Genomic DNA, 21,195 nt, shown 5'->3' on the forward strand with positions numbered 1-21,195 from the left:
GGATAAAATTGTACTTCCAATAAGAAGCCGGTTATTTCTTGAATTAGCCATTTGAATTCACCACTTTTTTTTCTTAGTTTGATTTGTAGATATAAAAAATATGTACTTTTTCTTTTGGGGCTACTTATACAAACGAAACTTATCCAAGTAATGAAACAAAACTGATTATAAAAACGTAATTTAAAAAGGATGGAAGGAGATGGTCATAGATGATTCAGCTGTTTCTTATTGTTGGACTACTAGGTATTGTTATATCGGGGATTTTTATTGGAGCTTGGACGAATGGGAAACAGGAAAGAGGAAATTTTCCTTCTGAAACAGTCGAACATAGAAATTTCAGAACCAAAATTGCAATTTACTCTGGTCTTGCAGGAGCAATATCATTAGGCATCTCTGGGCTAATTTATCTTTTATAAATGAAAGCGATTCTTCTTCAATATACAGGGCTTGAGTTTAGAAAGGGGCACTAAGCGATCTTTTTTCTCATTGAATTAACGAGCAGGTCAGTTAAATCCAGTTATGAATAATAAAGGTAATTTAGTTTTCGGCAAGGAGGAGTGACTTTCTGAAAGAGAAAAAGATTCAGGAGAATTTAAGTTCACTTATGGCATTAATACTCACAATGGTTTTAGTTCAAATGATATTCCGTTTGCCTCTCGACTTATTGTATAGGGGATTGATTGGCATTGCTTATATTTTTGCTGTAAATCCCATTTATGTGTTGATTGAGAAGATCACCGGAGAAGCTGGAAAGAAAAAAATCAATAAAGTTGTGTTCTGGAGTGTTTCGTTTGCGGTTGTTTTTTTAACATTAACAGTTGATGTTGTTTAATTAAAAAAAGCAGGAATTTAGCCTGTTGTAAATTATCATTAGGGAGTTAAAACAATATGGAATTTAACATTAAATCATCTACTAGTTTTAGATTTACTTATTGTATGAACTTAAACTAATGGGTGCAAGAGCTTAAGATCCGGGCTGTGTATAACCGGATTTTTTTTATAAAGCTAAAGGACAGGTTTGTTGAAGAAGAAAAGGTTTGCTTTAGAGCGAAATGCGGATTTATCACGATTAAAAGGTGGACAGAATATGGATTTCATACCGATTGAAATACACCAACATCAAAAGTATGTAATTCCTTTTCGTAGAGACTCTTTTGTTGTTAGCTTTGGGTCTGATAAGGATTTTGGCGAGGAACAAGAATATTTAAATTGGTTAAAGCAACAATCGGCAAAATACCCAAAGGGCTTTGTATTAGTGTTCAAAAACGATATTCCAATTGGTCAGCTAGAGCTGACAGTGAAACAATATCAAGGAAAAGATATTGGATATATTAATTTATATTACCTTATTCCTGAAAAACGGGGTATGGGATTAGGCTCTGAACTCCACAATTATGCTCTTAACTTCTTTAAGGCCCATAACCTTGACGAGTATCATCTGCGAGTTTCTCCAACTAATCCGATTGCATTAGCTTTCTATATGAAAAAGGGGATGGAAAAATTAAAGCCTGAAATGGATGGTAAAGTCATAAGAATGTCTGGTGAAATTCCTTGATAAATTCTCTATTGCCCAAGGCCCTTATTATTTCAAGTGAGTCTTTTTATTTATTCTCTATTGAGTTTTATATTAAAAGAATAGAACCCTAATAATACCAACTGAAGAACAGCTTCTTAGACTAAACCAGGGCAGTAGTAAGCCTATAAACAAAAAGGCCAACCAGCAAAATTGTGGTTAACCTTATATATTTTATTGATCTGACTATTTATATATTATTGAGCTACTAATGTGACGACAGACCTAGGTGGTACTTTAAATGTTTTATTTGCAGGGAACAAGTTTAGTTGTTCTAGGTCATAGTTTTCAGAAGTCACATATGGTTTAAATTGTATCGCTCCTTTATTTCCTGGCAGATCATCTACATTAATAGTTACTGGCTTTGTTTCATCACTGTAATTTACAAGGACAATAGAGAGTTGGGCATCTTGCTCATGATAATAAGCTGAACCCATTAGGCCATCCTTATCGTTAGCTCCCTGTAAGTCAACTCTTTGTGCCCCTGGTCTAACAAACCGGCTGTAATTACCTAGCGCCCATAGCAACTTAGATTCAATGATTGTTTCTTCATCCCCTGGGTTTGAATAATCCGTATAGATTAAACCATCCTTGTAATCATAAGGTGACACCGATAGCCACCATTGCCACGCGGAGGCTTGTGTTTCTACCATATCGTAATGTATGAGGCGGGCAACATCAAGTGCAGTTTGTATCGATAGGTCCCGACCATGCCCATGTCCACCCAAAATGCAGTATTCTGACATCCAGATTTTTGCATCAGGATTATATCGATTTATATTTTCTCGTACGGACTTTCTTAATGGAATTAGTCGATCCTCTCCTGAAAAATAATCAGACCAATAGGCATGTGCACTTATTTTGTTTCCAATCATTTCACTGATTTCAGGATCCCCTAAGAATTCCTTAATATATTCCCGGTACTTTCCTGGATATGCTCCGCCAGCATTTCCACTACTATACTGGCTGTCTTTTCCTGTAAATTCAGAGTAGATATCGTCATCAAGTAAGGATGTATATTCGACAGCTTCTGGTGAGTCAATTTCAGTTTCAAGATCTCGTTTTTTTAGTTCATTATTTAAAGCTCTTATTACTTTCTTCATATCTTCAATATTGTAACGATTTCCTTCCTGTCCCGCGTAGTTCCAATCCCATGTTGGCTCATTAATCGGACTTATATAGTTAAACGGCAATTTTTCTTGTTCGAAATGTTCTAATACATCCGCTAAAAATAGTGCATAGTCATTAATATTTTCTTCTTTTAGATTTGTGCTGCCTACACTAGGATCAGGCTGCCCATGTCCATTCTTTGTCATCCATACAGGCGGACTATTCACAAATGCAATAAATTCTTCAACACCTCGTTTTTTTGCTGCTTGCAGAAACCATTGCTGACCAGCTTGTTTTTCCCAATCATAAGGCTCATTTTCTGCTGCTTTGAAACTTTCTGTTCTTCTAAAGCGGTCTGTAATAATATCTTTATCTGTCAATTCACTGCCTGCGCCAATATTAAAACGCCAGAGCGACAAGCCAATTCCTTTATCCTGTGAGAATAGCAAATCAGCTACTTTGTTTTTGTTTTTTTCAGACCATTCGGAACCAATTGGGTCTAAGGCCCAGGCGCCAGAAGCGCCGAATCCATCAATTTCCTGATACTTTTTTTCTACATTTATATCAATATCTTGAGCGTTATGGCTATTTGGAACGGCTAGATTGTTTTCTTTTGCATTACTGACGGTTGACCCCAATAAACATAAACTTAGTGTTAGAGCCAATGAAAAATTTAATTTCTTATTTTTTTTCATTATTTTCTCCTTTCAACTACTTCATTTAACTTGGAAACTGGACGACCAAAAGTATGTTAAGCAATTTTTGTTTACACCACCTCCTGGCAGAAATAAGGGAATAAAATTAACCTGGTTTTATGGATACAGAAAATACGGAATGGGTATTGAATTTAATCTTTTCAAGAAATGAATCTAAAATGAAACCCGTTTCATTTTTAAAGTTTCTAAAACTAAAAGGAAGGTTAATAGCTAAGAAGTAAAAAATGTGAAGTAATAGGTATTCCGGACCGTATATATAGGTAGTTGATTTAGAGAGGCAGGCCTTCTGTTAATAGACTAATCTATACTGTCAGATATACATCATAATAGGGAGGGTGTATTGGCTAAAATGAAACCGCTATCAAAATAGATAATACCATAAGGTAGAAGGCATTTTCAAATTCTAATACAATTATATACTGTAGAATATAGTAGAAATATATAAGACTCCTCCATTAATGATAGTCAAATTTTATCTTAAATTTGCACATGAGGTAAATGCCTCTGATAGGATTAGGCAAAAACTTGATAGGAATGAGTTAACGATTGCACGATGAATTATTGCATAATATACATAGTCCAATGTATGAAATTTAATTTATGTTCAAGGAATGCTACAGGAGTAGGTGAACAATGATTGAAAAACAATATAGCATTATTTCCAGTACGGGATTTGCTCGTCCTGCAAGTATGTTAGTAAGTATTGCCCATAAATATTTATCAAAACTAGTTGTCGAATATGAGGGGAAATCTGTTGAATTAAATTCCTCACCCGATTCTATAATGGATATTATGTCTTTGGGAATTAGACCTGGTGCTCAATTTATTTTAAGAGTTGAAGGAATTGACGAGCATCAAGCTTTACAATCGATAGAAGACCATTTTAGTAAAATGAAATTAATCAATTGAATGAATAAAGTTGGGAGGATACGCAACATGGAATACGTAAAACTTGGCAACACAGGCTTGGATGTATCTCGGTTATGTCTAGGATGTATGGGTTTTGGGGACGCCGGCAAATGGATTCACCAATGGGTGCTTAATGAAGAGGAGTCCCGTCCGGTTATAAAAAAAGCACTCGAGTTGGGTATTAACTTTTTTGATACAGCGAATGTGTACTCTCTTGGGACAAGTGAGGAATACCTTGGCCGGGCTCTTAAGGACTATGCCAATCGTGATGAAGTTGTAATTGCAACTAAAGTACACGGGCAAATGCATAAGGGACCAAACGGATCCGGACTTTCCCGAAAAGCAATTATGAGTGAAATCGATAAAAGCCTTAAAAGGCTGGAGACTGATTATGTTGACCTTTATATCATCCACCGCTGGGATTACCATACTCCTATTGAAGAAACAATGGAAGCCTTGCATGATATTGTGAAGGCTGGGAAGGCAAGGTACATCGGTGCTTCTGCCATGTATGCCTGGCAGTTCCAAAAGGCATTACATGTAGCTGAAAAAAATGGATGGACGAAGTTTGTCTCCATGCAGAATCATTTAAACCTTATTTACCGCGAAGAGGAGCGGGAAATGCTGCCGCTCTGCAAGGAAGAAGGAGTTGGTGTAACACCGTACAGCCCGCTTGCATCGGGGAGATTGACGCGTGATTGGTCGGAAACAACGCATCGTTCACAAACAGATCAAATTCAAAAATCTAAATATGATTCGACAGCTGATGCAGATCGATTGGTGGTAGAACGAGTTGCAGCCATCTCAGAAAAATACGGTGTGCCACGTACCCACATCGCACTCGCATGGCTGCTGCAGAAAGAAACAGTATCATCTCCTATTATCGGAGCTACTAAAATATTTCACCTTGAAGATGCCGTAGGTGCTCTTACGATTAAGTTAACAAATGAGGACGTTGCCTATCTGGAAGAGCCGTATATACCACACCCAATAGTTGGTCATAATTAATGATAAATTAAACCAGTATTAAAACTAAAGAAAACTAGAGTGAAACTTCCACCTAAAGTGTACATGCGAATGGCGATTCTTCCACTGAAGATCGCCATTTTTGTTCATCCAAAGTTTACACAATAAGGAAAGGGTGCAATTCTGCAATAAAGAGATCACTTGTAACGGGGCAGGATAGCAAGAGCAGGAAGGGATATGAGCTTGAGTATATCTGTATAAACATGTAAATGGGGGAGGGAACCCGGAAAGAAGGATTAAACATATTGCACTATACGGATAGTCATAAAAAGTAAGAAAACCATCGTACTTATTTTATAGGATGGCCAGTAGATGTCATTTTGAATTTGCTGCCCGGCCGCCTGGCCGCGATATCTTTGTTCAACTAAAGGGGATGAATAAAACATTCCTCTTCACTAAAAACTGGTAATATTTATTTGGAGGTGCCATTATGAAACTATTCAGTTTACTTTCATTTGGTTTTATAGTTTTAGGATTACTTTTATTTGGGGTCAATTGGATAATGGAGGGTTATACTGAATTTATTGTCTTATTAGGCTTTGTTTCTCTATGTGCAGGAATTGTACTTAGTTTTATTGCAATTGCGAAACAGGAAGAAGGAATCTTGAAATTCATTTCTCCTATTTCTTTCTTCATTATTCTCTTTTTAACTACTTGGTTTCAACCATTACAATTTATTCGGATTACGACCTGGCTAAATAATATTAGTTAACTAATTTGAGAAATGATGCTCAATTTAATGATCGCATCTGGTTTTAGGAGGGTCGCTGTTGCGAACCCTTTTTAATATGGATAAACGGAAGCGTTGCTGTATTCAAGCTAAATTAATGAAGAATGTAAGTAAAGTAACGGATGCAAGAGCCAAAGATCCGGCTGAGGATAGACAGATACCCATGTTTAGCTAAGGCGAAGGAATTGAATAGGAAAACAGAATTCCTCACCTGTTTTTTGTTGTAAATGCAACAAAGTGCCAGTATAATAATGAATAGAGTATTTGTAAATACAATATGATGGAGTTGGATTTATGAAGGAAATTCTGCGTGAAATTGGAATGATTGCGAGGGCGTTAGATTCTATTAGCAACATCGAATTTAAAGAATATGAGCTTACAAAAGGGCAGTATTTGTACCTTGTCCGAATATGTGAAAACCCAGGGATCATTCAGGAAAAGGTAGCTGAAATGATAAAAGTAGATCGAACAACAGCAGCTCGTGCTATAAAAAAACTTGAAATGAATGGCTTTATTGAAAAGAGAGACGATCCCCATAACCAAAAAATTAAAAAACTATTTCCAACAGAGAAAGGGAAAAATGTCTATCCATTCATAAGAAGAGAAAATGATTATTCCAATATGGTCGCATTAGCTGGATGTTCCGAAAAAGAAATAGAAACCCTATTTAATCTGCTTCAAAGAGTTAGAAAAAATATTGAAGTAGACTGGGAATTTGTTAAAAAGGGAAACAAGAGAAATTATTGATTTTAAAAAGGGAGCGACTCATAAATATGACTATAAAATTAAAACGGTGCACCATTGAAGATTTGCTTACACTTCAAGAAATTAGTTATGAAACATTTAATGACACTTTCAAAGATCAGAACTCACCAGAAAATATGGATGCCTACCTGAAAAAAGCATTTAACCTAAAACAATTAGAAAAAGAATTATCCAATATTTCTACTCAATTCCTTTTTGTATATTTTAATAATGAAGTTGCCGGATATTTAAAGGTCAATACCAATGATGCTCAGTCTGAAGAGATGGGTATAGAATCACTTGAAATCGAAAGGATTTATATAAAGAGCAAATTCCAAAAACTCGGGCTTGGCAAATATCTCCTAAATAAGGCGGTTGAAATTGCTGTGGAGCAAAATAAAAAGAAAATCTGGCTGGGTGTATGGGAAAGAAATGAAAATGCTATAGCTTTTTATAAGAAAATGGGGTTTGTTCAAACTGGAGCCCACTCTTTTCATATGGGCGATGAAGCACAAACGGATTTTATTATGACCAAAACACTCCTATAACTTTTAAGAAAGGTGGATTTGGATGTACATACCTAAACATTTTAATATTAATGTTGAAGAAGTAATTTATGAGTTTATTGAAAAATACGGATTTGCAACCCTATTTTCTCAGCATAAAGGAGCACCCTGCGCAACTCATCTTCCGCTAATGTTAAATAAATATGAAAATGCTTTATATGGTCATTTTGCACGTCCGAATGAACAGTGGAAGGATGCTGAAAATCAGCAAATTCTTGTCGTCTTCCAGGGTCCCCACTGTTATATTTCCCCCTCATGGTACGAATCAATGAAAGCAGTGCCTACTTGGAATTATGTATCCGTCCATGTATATGGGCAGTTGGAGATCATAGAAGATGAAAAACGAATAGTAGATTCTTTAAATGATTTGGTAGATAAATATGAGCTTCCAGGTAGTCCATACAATTTAGATGTTGTAGAACCAGGTTTTATCGAGGGAATGAGTAAAGGAATTGTGGCATTCAGAATAAAAATCACCAAAATGGAAGCAAAAGCTAAACTTAGTCAAAATCACTCAGTAGAACGGCAAAAGTTAATTATTGAGCATTTAGAGAAAACTTCTAATCAAGATAATATACAAATTGCCTCCCTTATGAGGAAGAATCTTTTAAAATAATATTATTTCAATCTGTGGAGTTAAGCGAAGGGGTGCAGGAGCTAAAGATCCTGTTACAATGAGCCTGAGTTTTCCTTATAAAGCTATGAGGCTGATGAAACTGCTATCCTTTTATAAGAAATAGTCAGAAAACTATAGTGTTTATTTTGTAATCAAACACGCATTATAAAAAAGAAAAGAAACGTAAGAGGAATATATACTTCATATGCAGAATACCTTGAAATCACTATTTAATTGGATAGGGACAGCTGCATTCCTTATTCTTAAGGAATGATTATTTGTCAATTTTCCAATTAATCAAGGGACACATGGTGTGATAACTCTATTTCCATTGCCAAGCAGATACCTTAGAATATCTGCTTTTATTTATGAGTGATCATTCATCTCTATGACAAGATAATAGCGTCCCAAACTTGGGGGGGGGATTTTTATGAAAAATAAGGAAGAAAACGAAGAAACCCTAACAGGAGGGAATGTCTCCAACGTATATCGTTCTGGAGATACTGTTCGGCGAGATATAAAGCCGGAAAGTCCCACTATTCACAAGCTGTTAAAACATTTGGAAAACAAAGGATTCAATTATGCACCAAAGTTTTTGGGCATTGATGAAAAAGGAAGAGAGGTATTATCCTTTATTGAAGGAGAGGCTGGTAATTATCCTTTAAAAGAATACATGTGGTCCGATGATGTTTTAATGGAAATAGCAAGAATGCTCCGTCTTTACCATGATGCTGTAAGTGATTTTCCGTTCTCAGATGAATGGGAACCGATGGATCATACACCAAACAATATAGAGGTTGTATGCCACAATGATTTTGCGATATACAATATCATTTTTAATCACGAAAGACCAGCAGGTATTATTGATTTTGATGTTGCTGCTCCTGGCCCAAGACTTTGGGACATAGCCTATACTCTTTACACTTGCGTTCCTTTAAGCAGGCTTTATTACACTGAAAAAGGCGAGGCAGTTTATTATCGTTCATTACAAGATGCGGACCGTATAAAACAAAGAGTTAAATTGTTTTTAAAATCCTACGGTAAGGGAATAGAAGAAGATTATTTGGAGATGGTATTGCTGCGACTAGAAGGGCTATGTAAATACATGAAAAGAAAAGCAAGTGAAGGTGACAGCGTTTTTCAAAAGATGATCGATCAGGGACATCTAGAACATTATCAAAAAGATATTAAGTTCATTCGTGAACATGGGAAAGAGTGGACTTAGAGGTGAAAATGTTTATTCATCTAAATGGTGTAAGAGCCTAAAGAAGCGGCAGCTGGTCCAGCCGGTATTTTTCTTATCCAACTAGACGGAGTAGTAAAGAAAATAATTCCTGATCACAGAATCTATTTTCTACTGGGAGATGCTATGGAAATCAGATTGGAAAAAGCAGTTGACAGAGATGCGGAGGCTATCTTTGATATTCAGGTAAGGGCATTTATTCCGTTATTGGATAAATATAAAGATTACGATACAAATCCTGCTAATGAGAAACTTGATAAGGTGCGGACAAGGATCAATAATCCCGATGGAGGATTTTATAAAATACTATTTGGAGATGTTCCAGTAGGAGCTATATGTGTATATTGGAGAGAAGAAACAGAATTTTGGATCAGTCCAATGTTTATTTTACCTGAATATCAAGGGAAGGGTATAGCTCAGAAAGCGATTCGATTAATGGAGGAGTTATTCCCTCAAGCAACAACTTGGGAATTGAGGACGATCTTACAGGAAAAACGTAACTGTTACTTATATGAAAAAATGGGATACAAATTAGTGAAATGGCAACATAAACTAAATGAAAAGGCAACTCTTGTTCATTATAAAAAAGTCTGTCTTCTAGAAACAGATACAAGAGTTTAAGAGCATGCTGCCATTCGGCGGCTTTTTTATTATACAGCTTTAGGGCAGGAACATTCAGAAGGGAGCGAGCCATTCTCATTTATAAATTACTTGTGGAGATTTCCCTGACCCCTTGGGGAAAGTGAATTAGTTGAATAAGTTTCCATTTTTCTCATCATCTTAAGAAATAGACAAATGAGAAGAAGGTGTATTATGGCGAAAAAAGGTTATTGGTCAATCACCATCATTGTTTTAAGCGTGGCATTATTACTATTGTCATCATGTAATCATATACAAAGAAAAGAGGAGCCCAATAAGGCTAAAACTCCTCGTGAGGTATTAGGTTTCTACACAGAAAAGGAAGGGACGTATCCAGGTTCTCAGCCTACAGTTAACTCGCATTTCAACAGTATAAGCATCATTGCGCCTTTTTGGTATAAACTTGATGATAAACGTCCAGGCAGTCTGATAGATTCCGTCACAGCAGATCATAAGAAAAAGGTTATCCAGAGTGCTCATGAAAAGAATCTGAAGGTATATATGGTTGTACATAATCTCTTTTATGAAACCGTCGAGAAGGGCAAGCAGGTAGCAAACCATGTACTCGATAATGATAAAAATCGCAATGTTTTTATTCAGAACTTACGCAATGAAATGAATCAGTTTAAATATGACGGTATTAATATTGATATGGAAAATTTGTATTTGGCTGATCGGGATTCCTTTAGTCTGCTGATAAAAGAATTGTCTGATGCCCTGCATCGTGAGGGAAAAATCGTTACGGTGTCAGTTCCGGCAAACACAGGTGATTCCCGTGCTAATCCCTGGTCACCGTGGTTTGATTACGAAAAGCTTGGGCAATATTCAGATGGATTAATGATTATGACATATGATGAACACAACCCAAGAACAAAACCCGGGTCAACAGCATCCGTCGATTGGACAGAAGCAACCATTCGCTATGCTTTGAAACAAGAAGTGCCACCATCAAAAATTTTACTCGGTATTGCTGGGTATGGATGGGACTGGGATACAACAGAAGGCAAAGCCAAGTACAGCTCCTATGAAGAGGTAATGGAACAGAAAACAAAATATAAAGCTAAAGTTCAATGGGACTCCCGTTCGCAAACACCCCATTTCGGTTACATAGATGAGAAACATAACAGCCATGAGGTTTGGTTTGAGAATAGCCGCAGTCTCGGGGTTAAGCTAAACCTTGTAGAGAAATATGACTTGCGGGGAATCGGGATTTGGCGGCTTGGTTTGGAAGACCCAATGTACTGGAAGACTATACCCGAAAAAATACAAGTAAAAAAGTAATGCACTAATATGGTGGTTCTCCCAAATAGTTTCAGAAAATGATTTATTTTAGAACAAACATTTATATATACTTAAACCATGATAAGTATAAACAAAAGGAGGAGAGTATCTAACATGACACATAATCATAAAGTCAGCGATAAAAACGAGTTGTCACTAGAACAACGTGAAGGATTATTCAAAACTTTGAATGCCCGTTTTGAGGAAAATATGCACCGCCATAAAGGCCTTGAATGGGCTGAAGTCCAAGCGAAGCTGGATGCTAATCCTGAAAAACTGTGGTCGCTCAACGAAATGGAGATAACTGGCGGTGAACCCGATGTTGTTGGTTATGATGAAAAGAAGGACGAATACTTTTTTAGTGATTGTTCAGCGGAAAGTCCTAAAGGCCGCAGAAGTGTTTGTTACGACCGGGAAGCGCTGGAGTCCAGGAAAAAACATAAACCAGAAAATAGCGCTATTGATATGGCAAATGCAATGGGGATTGAACTGTTAACGGAGGAACAATACCGGGCTTTGCAGAAACTAGAAAACTTTGATATTAAAACGTCGAGCTGGGTGCAGACGCCCTCTGATATTAGAAAACTCGGCGGTGCTCTTTTTTGCGATTGTCGCTACGATCACGTCTTTGTCTATCACAATGGTGCGGACTCTTACTATGCTGCCAGAGGGTTCCGTGGCTCGCTAAGGGTCTAAATTTTCACAGCAGCTAAGAGTAAAATATGGGAACGGCACACCTGGGGAAGGCTTTGATTTCTTTAATCAACATGTGCTTTTGATTAAAAGGGATCGTTACTGCGATCCCTTTTTGTTATTGAAATAATGGAGTTCGTTAAATAAGAGGCAATATTAGGGAATTTAAAGGATAAAAGAGCATAAAAGGAGAATGGATTTATTATAGATCTTGAAAGGAGTGGATTGAGTGAAACAAACATTATTAAGAGTAGGCACTACGTATATCCCAGTTTCAAATGTAAAACTTTCTTCTGAATGGTATGTAAACCTGTTGGGGGCAGAATTAAGCTATAAAGACGAAGATAAAGCAATTTTAAATTTTGCCAATCAAAGTATTTTTCTTGTTAGATCAAAAGAAAATCAAAGCTTAAATTTCTATGATATATACGGTGAAGAGCGTTTTTCGATAACATTTGAAGTAGATGGATTAAATGCTCTAGAAGCTATACATAAAGATTTTACGGAAAAGCAGATAAGAGTTGGAGAAATTGAGGATAGAGGGCATCCAGGAAGGAATTTTATTTTCTATGATTTAGATGGAAATAAATTTGACGTGTGGAGTGAATTAAGTCCAGTCTTCAAAGAAAAATATGTAACTTCCCAATAGAAAGTGAATTTTAAGATCAACGGGTGCGATGCTTCAATACTGGAGGATCGTTTTTTCTTGTTCGCTAATTGGGTGGTTACTTAATAAGAGGTTGCTGAAGGGGAGATTTGTCCTGAAGGTTTTAATTTTTCCTATAATGACCCTTATTGCAGCTTACATCATTTTAATAAATAGGGGAGTAGACTATGGAAAATAACGTTTTTGAACAGATGGCAAAAAGATATGATACAGAAGAAAGAATGGAATTAGCTAAAGTTATCGTCAAGGAAGTAAGACCAGAACTTGCAAATAGTAAGTCAAAATCTTTATTGGACTATGGGAGTGGTACTGGTCTAATTAGTTTAGAACTATCGGATTTGGTTGATTCTATTTTGCTGGTAGATTCATCAGAACAAATGCTGGAGGTTGCGAAAGCTAAAATTTCTCACAAAGGAATTGCCAACTCAAAAGTCCTTTATTCAGATTTCACTCAAGAAACTCCAGAACTAAAGGCAGACATTGTTTTACTGTCGCTCGTCCTTCTTCATATTCCGGATACTAAAAACATTTTACAAAGATTGTTCAACATTTTAAATAATGGCGGCAAGCTAATTATTATTGATTTTGACAAGAACGATAAAATAAATCATCCCAAAGTTCATAACGGTTTTTCTCATGAAGAGCTGAAGAAAAGATTATCCGAAGCGGGATTTAAATCAATTGAAATTAAGACGTTCTATCATGGGAATCGTATTTTCATGAATCAAGATGCCTCAATGTTTATATCCAGCAGTATAAAGTGATTTCTTGGTTTGTTACTTTGTTCACTCAAACATATCAAGGGTTTTGGAATTTACCCTAAAGAAGCACAGGATTATGATCACTGGTACTTAACATAAAAACAGATTAAATGGACATATGCAAACTGTGGGGTAAAAGGCATATAAGCTGCTTTCGAGGGGATGTTAGCGCGGATATTGGCTTATTTTTAAGGCAGGTCTCGAGAGTGTTTTGTTCTCTTCCTAGTTTAATTATAACATTTGTAAAATGGAAAATATAGACTTTTTATTCTCATCTTCTGTTGCTAAAATCAAAAGAACCTTACTGGTTGGGAGAGATGCAGAATGAGTTCTTTGGTTCTCGGTTTTCAGGAGATGAATAAAACACAGCTTTCGCTCGTTGGCGGAAAAGGGTTAAATTTAGGGGAATTATCTAAGATCGAAGGAATACAAGTACCAGAAGGATTTTGTATGACTACAGGTGGATATCAAAAAGCCCTCGAACAAAACGAAACGTATCAAGCTTTGTTGAATCAACTAACAATGCTAAAAGTAGAGGATCGGGATCAAATTGGTGAAATCAGCAAGAAGATTAGGCAAAGCATTCTGGAAGCAGAAATTCCCTCTGATGTGGTGAAAGCAGTTACTCACTATCTCTCCCAGATGGGAGAAGAACATGCTTATGCAGTGCGTTCTAGCGCTACTGCCGAAGATTTGCCACATGCCTCCTTTGCTGGTCAGCAAGACACCTATTTAAATATCATCGGCACAGAAGCAATCCTGGAGCATATCAGCAAATGCTGGGCTTCACTATTTACGGATCGCGCGGTAATCTATCGCATGCAAAATGGATTTGACCAGAGGCATGTTTATATTTCCATCATTGTTCAAAGGATGGTTTTTCCACAGGCTTCAGGGATTTTATTTACGGCCGACCCTGTTACCTCCAACCGAAAGGTCCTGTCAATCGATGCCAGTTTTGGACTTGGAGAAGCACTGGTTTCTGGTCTGGTATCTGCGGATTATTATAAAGTACAGGATGGGAAAATCATCGATATGAGGATAGCAGCCAAAAAATTGGCTATCTATGGACGAACAGAAGGCGGAACGGAAACACAGCAGATTGATCCTCGTGAGCAAAAGGCTCAAACACTTACTGAACATCAAATTTTACAACTTGCAGTCATTGGAAGGCAGATCGAAGCCCACTTTGGCTGCCCGCAGGATATCGAATGGTGTTTGGTTGATGACACTTTTTATATTGTCCAGAGTCGTCCAATCACTACTCTTTTCCCAATCCCTGAAGCAAATGATCAAGACAATCACGTCTATGTATCTGTCGGTCATCAACAAATGATGACTGACCCCATGAAACCATTGGGATTGTCTTTTTACCTGTTAACAACTCCTGCACCCATGCGTAAAGCGGGTGGAAGGTTGTTTGTTGATATCACACAGAATCTGGCTTCCCCTGTCAGCAGAACAATGATAATAGAAGCCTTGGGGAAATCTGATCCGCTCATAAAAGACGCACTCATAACTATCGTAGAGCGCGAAGATTTTATAAAATCGTCACCAGCTGATAAAAAAATACCGGAGCCAAGTAAAAGCAATCAAGGGATATCGCCTTCGGGTCTTCAAGCCCAAATTGAAAACGATCTCCCCATCGTTACTGAATTGATTAAGCGTAATGAAACCTCAATAGAAGTGTTAAAACAAAACATCCAAACGAAATCAGGATCGGATTTGATTGAGTTTATTCTAGAAGATATCCAGCAGTTAAAGAAGATTTTATTTGACCCACAAAGTCTGGGTGTGATTATGGCGGCTATGGATGCTTCATCATGGATCAATGAAAACATGAACAAGTGGCTTGGTGAAAAAAACGCAGCAGATACGCTTTCTCAATCTGTCCCAAACAATATTACTTCGGAAATGGGTCTGGCGCTTTTGGATGTCGCTGATGTGATTCGTCCTTATCCAGAAGTAATTGATTATTTACAACATGTAAGAGATGATCACTTTTTGGATGAACTAACCAAGTTTGAAGGTGGCCAGGAAACCCAGGACGCTATCAATGATTATCTCGGCAAATACGGAATGCGGTGTGCCGGAGAAATCGATATAACTAGAACTCGCTGGAGCGAAAAACCAACTGCACTTGTGCCCTTAATTCTCAGCAACATTAAAAACTTTGAGCCTAATGCCAGCATCCTGAAATTTGAGCAAGGGCGTCAGGAAGCTTTGAAAAAAGAACAAGAGTTATTAAGTCGATTAAAGCAGTTGCCTGATGGTAAACAAAAAGCCAAAGAGACAAAACGATTAATCAGCATCATCCGGAATTTCAGCGGCTATAGGGAATATCCAAAATACGGCATGATCAATCGCTACTTTGTTTATAAGCAGGCTTTACTGAAAGAAGCCGAAAAACTGGTTCAAGCCAATGTTATTCATGAAAAAGGGGATATCTACTATCTCACATTTGAAGAACTTCGAGAAGTCGTACGCACAAATCGTCTGGATTACCAGATCATCGGCAAACGAAAAGACGAGTATAAATTATATGAAAAACTGACTCCTCCACGGGTTATCACATCGGATGGTGAAATTATTGCAGGGAAGTATAAACGAGAAAATCTCCCACCTGAAGCGATGGCAGGTTTACCAGTCTCTGCGGGTACGATCGAGGGGAGAGCACGTGTGATCTTTAACATGGAAGAAGCGGATTTAGAAACTGGAGATATATTAGTCACTTCCTATACGGACCCTAGCTGGACACCATTGTTTGTATCCATAAAAGGCTTAGTCACAGAGGTTGGCGGACTGATGACACATGGAGCAGTAATCGCACGGGAATACGGCTTGCCGGCAGTTGTTGGAGTGGAAAATGCTACCCAGTTAATAAAAGATGGGCAGCGAATTCGCGTGAATGGAACTGAAGGGTATATTGAAATCTTGTAAACTAATACGGATAGGTGAAATTACGATCACCGTTCAGCGATTACCTTAGCCATGTCCTAGGTTCTTTCCATCCGCACAAGATGTTTGGATAAGTGTATCGGTGGCACATTCTTACAAAGGAGATAGATTGGTCCAACGCTAGTGAATAGGCTTAATACAGCCGATTTTCCAATTGTGGGGATCGGCTATAATTCGATGTTTGAAAAATTATACTTAAATGAATGATCCAAATGGCTAAAATGTGCCGCAGTTATTTGTATTAGTCCTTCTTAAGATAGATTATAAACATTCGTTAAACGCCGATTTCATTTTTCGAAGCAATAGACAACTTTCATAGACTGTTTATTGCGATTAAACATAATGTCTATATCTTTTATGCGACTAGTGACCCATAAAAAAAAGATAGAAAGTGATCAACAAATTTTCGGGAAAAAATAAGAAAATGGCCCATGACGTTATCATATAAATTATTTACTTCTGCCCATAAACCTATTTTTTTATGAGATTTTATAAATTTTACTATCTTAGTCTGAAGAAATTGATCTGAATTGCCCTTTTAGTATAACAAAAGCAAGATTCTCTACTCTGATTCTTTTAATAAAGGGTTTGACAGCGCATACATCCCGAACTATTATGGTTGTACATTCATCTTTTTTGATGCTCAATTGTGTTTCGCTTACGATAATCCTGAAATTTATTCCTGAGGAAAAGTGAAGGATTAGGCAATGCTTGATAGATTGGTGGAGGACTGCAGAGTAGAACTTTTTTCTGATCGAGAAAGGAGGGACGAAAGGATTCTTAAAAGTCACTTTGTTTGGATGACAGACAAACTAACAATATGCTCATTTCAGACCTCTGGTAAAGTCTAATCTCTCTAGCTCAAGTATGACGATTAGTCTCCAGTTTAATCCATCAAATGATATCAGGTGGCTGCCACTTCATTTTATCTATATGGCGACAGAAGATTTATCCTGCCACTTACTTCATTTATCAAACTGTCAGTAGTTATCTTTTATTTTGCTATACCAAAGTTTTTGGAATTTCGGCTGCAGCGGCTGGACCTATGTGTCTGATTGTTCGACTGATTGATGCCGTTGCCGATCCGTTTATTGGGGCGGTGACTGATAAAACGAACACAACATCCTGCAGATTTTTGCCCATATCTTTTATACGGCGCCTTTTTGGTTACGGGTGTAGCGATTCTCTGTTTTACAACTCAAGGGTTTTCGGATCCTATGAAAGTATATGCCTATACGACTTATATTTTATTATCCATTACATATTCAGTGATCGATTCTTGCTGTACTAAAAACGAGAGGATGCAGACCAAATGAAAATTCAAAATCCAGTATTAAGAGGTTTTAATCCGGATCCAAGCATCTGCCGGGTCGGGGAAGATTATTATATCGCGGTTTCAACATTTGAATGGTTTCCCGGGGTTCAAATCCACCATTCAAAGGATCTTGTAAACTGGCATCTTGTATCGCGTCCATTAAATCGGGTATCCCTGATAGATATGAAAGGAAATCCCAACTCAGGCGGAGTGTGGGCACCTGCCTTAACTCACTCGGACGGAAAATTCTGGCTTATTTATTCAGATGTCAAGATGCATACAGGAGCATGGAAGGATACACATAATTACTTAACTACCTGTGACACCATTGACGGGGAGTGGAGTGACCCAATCTATTTAAATAGTTCCGGCTTTGATCCTTCTCTATTCCATGATGTGGACGGAAGAAAATATATCATTAATATGCTTTGGGACCAAAGAACGTATAAACACTCCTTTGGAGGAATCGTCTTACAAGAATACTCCCATGAGGAAAGACGTTTAATTGGAAAGCCAAAAGTGATTTTTGAAGGAACAGATATCAGGCTGACGGAGGGACCGCATTTATACCTTATCAACGGCTATTACTATCTGCTGACAGCAGAAGGCGGAACAAGATATGCTCACGCTGCTACTCTGGCCAGATCGAAAAAGATCGAAGGACCCTATGAATTGCATCCGGATCATCCTTTACTCACTTCCTGGCATGATCCCAGAAATCCATTGCAAAAATGCGGACATGCCTCCTTCGTTCATACTCATACAGATGAATGGTATTTGGCACATTTGACCGGCAGACCTTTGTCACACGATGACAAACCTGTTCTTGATTATCGCGGTTTTTGTCCACTGGGAAGAGAGACGGCCATTCAAAAACTTGAATGGAAAGACGACGGCTGGCCATATGTCGTTGGCGGGAAACAGGGATCTGTTGAAGTAGAAGCCCCTAAAACGGAAGAAGTGAAATGGGAACAGGATTATGATGAGGTTGACCATTTTGACAGAGCAGTCTTGAACCATCATTTTCAGTCATTACGCATTCCATTAACGAAAGATATGATGTCTTTGACCGAAAAGCCAGGAAATTTGCGCCTTTATGGCAAAGAGTCATTAACGTCTTGCTTTACTCAAGCATTGGTTGCGCGTCGTTGGCAGTCACTCAACTTTGATGCCGGGACGGCCGTTGCCTTCCAGCCTGATACTTTCCAGCAAGCTGCAGGCTTGGTTTGCTATTACAATACCGAGAATTGGACATCTGTTCAAATTACCTGGAATGAAGAAAAGGGCCGAGTGATCGATATTATGAGCTGCGATAACCTTACTTTTTCACAGCCGCTGCACGGGTCGGAAATCGAAATTCCCGAATCGGCGGAATACGTTCATTTAAAAGTGAGCGTCAGGGAACATACTTATCAATTTGCTTATTCTTTTGATAACAAAACATGGACTGATATTCCGCTAACATTCGAATCTTATAAACTATCGGATGAATATGTTCGGTTAAACGGTTTTACCGGTGCATTTGTTGGCATGCATTGCCAGGATACCAGCGGAACAAGCAAGCAGGCTGATTTTGACTATTTTACGTATAAAGAACTTTAGTAAGTATGGAAAGGAAGAAATTATTGATTTAGGGACCGGGAAAGAATGAATACGATCTACAGAAGGGTAGTTAAAGCAATCCGGAATATCAATCCTGTTCACATCATTTTCCTAGTAGGGGATAACTATTCAAAGCTGTTTGATGGATTAGAAGCTCCTTTTGCAAAAAGTCTGGTTTACAGCAGTCATAACTATACGGCAGCTGGTTTTGGACCTGGGCCATAACCGGGAGTGGCCGATGCCAAAACAGCGCGGGTAGAAAGCGGTAAAAATCGATCGGGACAAATCTGACCAGGAGGAAGTATTTTATAGTCAAGAAGGAACTAAATTTGTACAGAAATACAATGTTCCTCTTTGGGTTGGGGAGTTTGGAGCCGTTTATAAAGGGCTAGAAATGAGGTGCCCGATCGATTAAGTGCAGTGGATGATAAGATAAGCATTTTTCGAAGAATTCGGCGCACACTGGACGACTTGGACCTATAATGATGTTGGGGTTATGGGGTTATGGGGTTAGTCACACTTGACCCAGATTTGTCTGAAGAGGGAAATAGACCTTGTCATGCAGTCGTTCGCTTTTAAAAACTGCAAGGTTAACGAAGGCTTGCTGAATATAGTGAAAAAACATGCGAACGAAAAAATTCAATTTATTGAAAAATGACTCAGTTTAATGGCTGATTTCAAAAGGGAGAGAATAACGCCCATTTGAAATCAGCTTTTTCTTTTAATTCTCTAATTTCGTTACCATCCAAAGGGCAGGGGTCTAGATCTTAGATATACATAAATAACCCTCCACTGAAAACAATAAAAGGGTTGGAGGCAAGGTGTTTCATGGGCTACCATCAAGCTTTGTTGACCAATCATGAAAGGAGTGGAACAAAAGTGAAAATCAAAGCAGCCATTACTTACAGTCAGGAAGAAGAGTTCAAAATTGAGGAGGTGGAGCTTTCCGAACCGAAGGCAAACGAAGTATTGGTTAAAATCGTTGCTTCCGGTGTATGCCATACCGACGCGGTAGCGCGCGATGCCGGGCTGACTCCGTATCCTGTTGTGCTAGGGCATGAAGGGGCTGGAATAGTTGAGAAAACAGGTACGGGAGTAAAAACAGTGAGACCGGGGGATCACGTGGTTTTATCATTTGCTTACTGTGGCCGCTGTGAAAACTGTCTAACAGGGCATCCGACCGTTTGTACGGATTTTAACGAACTAAATTTTGGCGGAAAGATGGATGATCAGACACATCGTTTACAGAAGGAAGGCAACAACCTTTCCACCTTTTTCGGTCAGTCATCCTTTGGTACATACGCAGTCGCTAATGAAAGAAACGTGGTGAAAGTGGATAAGGATGTTGATCTTGCCTTATTAGGACCTTTAGGCTGCGGTATCCAGACAGGCAGCGGGACAGTGCTCAACCATCTAAAGCCGGAGTTTGGAACATCCATCGTGATATATGGTGCGGGGGCAGTAGGTTTGAGCGCAGTCATGGCGGCAAAAATAACGGGCTGTAAACATATCATAGCAACTGATCTCCATGACAGCCGGCTACAATTAGCCAGGGAACTCGGTGCTACCCATGTTATTAATGGGAGGGATGGAAATGTGGTGGAACAAATCAAGAAGATAACGAATGGGGGAGCCCATTACGGTATTGAAACCACAGGTGTGCCGCCGGTAGTCCGCCAGGGCCTTCAGGCGCTTCGCCCGCTTGGAAAACTTGCCATTGTGGGAGTGACACCGGAAATGAGCATCCATGTTCATGAAGAAATAATGGCCGAAGGGAAAACAATGGTCGGAGTCATTGAAGGGGATGCGGTACCTCAGGTTTTTATCCCGGAGCTGGTGGATTATTATAAGCAAGGGCTGTTCCCATTTGATAGATTAGTTAAATTTTATGAGTTCAACGAGATCAATAAGGCATTCCAAGATTCAAAAAATGGAACGGCCATTAAACCCATAGTGAAAATTAGCAGCTAATTTCAGTTGATGATTACCAAAGGGGAGCATTCACTTTTGAAGTGGATGCTTTTTTTTATCGCTGCAAACTCACGG

General features: G+C 38.3%; 21 protein-coding genes. 20 read left to right on the forward strand and 1 reads right to left on the reverse strand.

From position 1 onward, the window contains the following. Positions 1-209: 209 nt before the first annotated feature. From EV146_RS13040 to EV146_RS13050, 3 genes are all read left to right on the forward strand, one after another. Entirely contained in the window at positions 210-416 is a 207-nt protein-coding gene (locus EV146_RS13040) for a DUF5316 family protein (protein WP_132006795.1), read from the forward strand. A gap of 188 nt (positions 417-604) precedes the next feature. Further along, the gene (locus EV146_RS13045) at positions 605-832 is read left to right on the forward strand and encodes a hypothetical protein (protein ID WP_132006798.1); all 228 of its coding nucleotides are present in this window, start codon (positions 605-607) and stop codon (positions 830-832) included. Positions 833-1,021: 189 nt separating this feature from the next. Continuing rightward, entirely contained in the window at positions 1,022-1,555 is a 534-nt protein-coding gene (locus EV146_RS13050) for a GNAT family N-acetyltransferase (RefSeq protein WP_241993906.1), read from the forward strand. Positions 1,556-1,770: 215 nt separating this feature from the next. Here EV146_RS13050 and EV146_RS13055 read toward each other — a convergent pair whose 3' ends face one another. Then, positions 1,771-3,378: a glycoside hydrolase gene (locus tag EV146_RS13055; protein WP_132006801.1), complete on the reverse strand. Its 1,608-nt coding sequence runs from the start codon at positions 3,376-3,378 to the stop codon at positions 1,771-1,773. 654 nt (positions 3,379-4,032) lie between these two features. On the opposite strand from EV146_RS13055, the gene EV146_RS13060 reads away from it, so the two are divergent. From EV146_RS13060 to EV146_RS13140, 17 genes are all read left to right on the forward strand, one after another. Then, positions 4,033-4,308: an HPr family phosphocarrier protein gene (locus EV146_RS13060; RefSeq protein ID WP_132006804.1), complete on the forward strand. Its 276-nt coding sequence runs from the start codon at positions 4,033-4,035 to the stop codon at positions 4,306-4,308. A gap of 27 nt (positions 4,309-4,335) precedes the next feature. Next, positions 4,336-5,316: an aldo/keto reductase gene (locus EV146_RS13065; RefSeq protein WP_132006807.1), complete on the forward strand. Its 981-nt coding sequence runs from the start codon at positions 4,336-4,338 to the stop codon at positions 5,314-5,316. 448 nt (positions 5,317-5,764) lie between these two features. Beyond that, positions 5,765-6,046 carry a hypothetical protein gene (locus tag EV146_RS13070; RefSeq protein ID WP_132006810.1) on the forward strand — a complete coding sequence of 94 codons (282 nt, stop codon included), beginning with the start codon at positions 5,765-5,767 and terminating at the stop codon, positions 6,044-6,046. A gap of 312 nt (positions 6,047-6,358) precedes the next feature. Next, positions 6,359-6,811 carry a MarR family winged helix-turn-helix transcriptional regulator gene (locus EV146_RS13075; RefSeq protein WP_132006813.1) on the forward strand — a complete coding sequence of 151 codons (453 nt, stop codon included), beginning with the start codon at positions 6,359-6,361 and terminating at the stop codon, positions 6,809-6,811. A gap of 26 nt (positions 6,812-6,837) precedes the next feature. Next, positions 6,838-7,356: a spermidine/spermine N(1)-acetyltransferase gene (gene paiA, locus EV146_RS13080; protein WP_132006816.1), complete on the forward strand. Its 519-nt coding sequence runs from the start codon at positions 6,838-6,840 to the stop codon at positions 7,354-7,356. A 22-nt stretch (positions 7,357-7,378) separates the two neighbouring features. After that, positions 7,379-7,990 (forward strand): FMN-binding negative transcriptional regulator, encoded by a 612-nt coding sequence (locus EV146_RS13085; RefSeq protein WP_132006819.1) that lies wholly within the window; start codon positions 7,379-7,381, stop codon positions 7,988-7,990. 430 nt (positions 7,991-8,420) lie between these two features. Then, on the forward strand, positions 8,421-9,215 hold the full coding sequence (locus EV146_RS13090; protein WP_132006822.1) for a phosphotransferase: 795 nt from the start codon (positions 8,421-8,423) through the stop codon (positions 9,213-9,215). A 144-nt stretch (positions 9,216-9,359) separates the two neighbouring features. After that, on the forward strand, positions 9,360-9,854 hold the full coding sequence (locus EV146_RS13095) for a GNAT family N-acetyltransferase (protein ID WP_132006825.1): 495 nt from the start codon (positions 9,360-9,362) through the stop codon (positions 9,852-9,854). 192 nt (positions 9,855-10,046) lie between these two features. Then, entirely contained in the window at positions 10,047-11,153 is a 1,107-nt protein-coding gene (locus tag EV146_RS13100; RefSeq protein WP_132006828.1) for a glycosyl hydrolase family 18 protein, read from the forward strand. Positions 11,154-11,267: 114 nt separating this feature from the next. After that, positions 11,268-11,849, forward strand: a complete 582-nt coding sequence (locus EV146_RS13105) for a DUF4256 domain-containing protein (RefSeq protein ID WP_132006831.1) — start codon at positions 11,268-11,270, stop codon at positions 11,847-11,849. A gap of 226 nt (positions 11,850-12,075) precedes the next feature. Beyond that, on the forward strand, positions 12,076-12,495 hold the full coding sequence (locus tag EV146_RS13110) for a VOC family protein (protein ID WP_132006834.1): 420 nt from the start codon (positions 12,076-12,078) through the stop codon (positions 12,493-12,495). A gap of 185 nt (positions 12,496-12,680) precedes the next feature. Continuing rightward, positions 12,681-13,277: a class I SAM-dependent DNA methyltransferase gene (locus EV146_RS13115; protein ID WP_132006837.1), complete on the forward strand. Its 597-nt coding sequence runs from the start codon at positions 12,681-12,683 to the stop codon at positions 13,275-13,277. Positions 13,278-13,598: 321 nt separating this feature from the next. After that, entirely contained in the window at positions 13,599-16,214 is a 2,616-nt protein-coding gene (gene ppsA / locus EV146_RS13120) for a phosphoenolpyruvate synthase (protein ID WP_132006840.1), read from the forward strand. Between the two features lie 916 nt (positions 16,215-17,130). Next, on the forward strand, positions 17,131-17,523 hold the full coding sequence (locus EV146_RS13125) for an MFS transporter (protein WP_219916303.1): 393 nt from the start codon (positions 17,131-17,133) through the stop codon (positions 17,521-17,523). Between the two features lie 21 nt (positions 17,524-17,544). Then, positions 17,545-19,149 (forward strand): glycoside hydrolase family 43 protein, encoded by a 1,605-nt coding sequence (locus EV146_RS13130; protein ID WP_132006843.1) that lies wholly within the window; start codon positions 17,545-17,547, stop codon positions 19,147-19,149. A gap of 45 nt (positions 19,150-19,194) precedes the next feature. Next, complete coding sequence (locus EV146_RS13135) at positions 19,195-19,374, forward strand: cellulase family glycosylhydrolase (protein WP_132006846.1); 180 nt, start codon at positions 19,195-19,197, stop codon at positions 19,372-19,374. A gap of 654 nt (positions 19,375-20,028) precedes the next feature. After that, positions 20,029-21,120 (forward strand): NAD(P)-dependent alcohol dehydrogenase, encoded by a 1,092-nt coding sequence (locus tag EV146_RS13140; RefSeq protein ID WP_132006942.1) that lies wholly within the window; start codon positions 20,029-20,031, stop codon positions 21,118-21,120. The last annotated feature ends 75 nt before the right edge of the window (positions 21,121-21,195 follow it).

Source organism: Mesobacillus foraminis (assembly GCF_004340465.1).
In the GTDB taxonomy this organism is placed as follows: Bacteria; Bacillota; Bacilli; order Bacillales; family Cytobacillaceae; genus Mesobacillus_B; species Mesobacillus_B foraminis.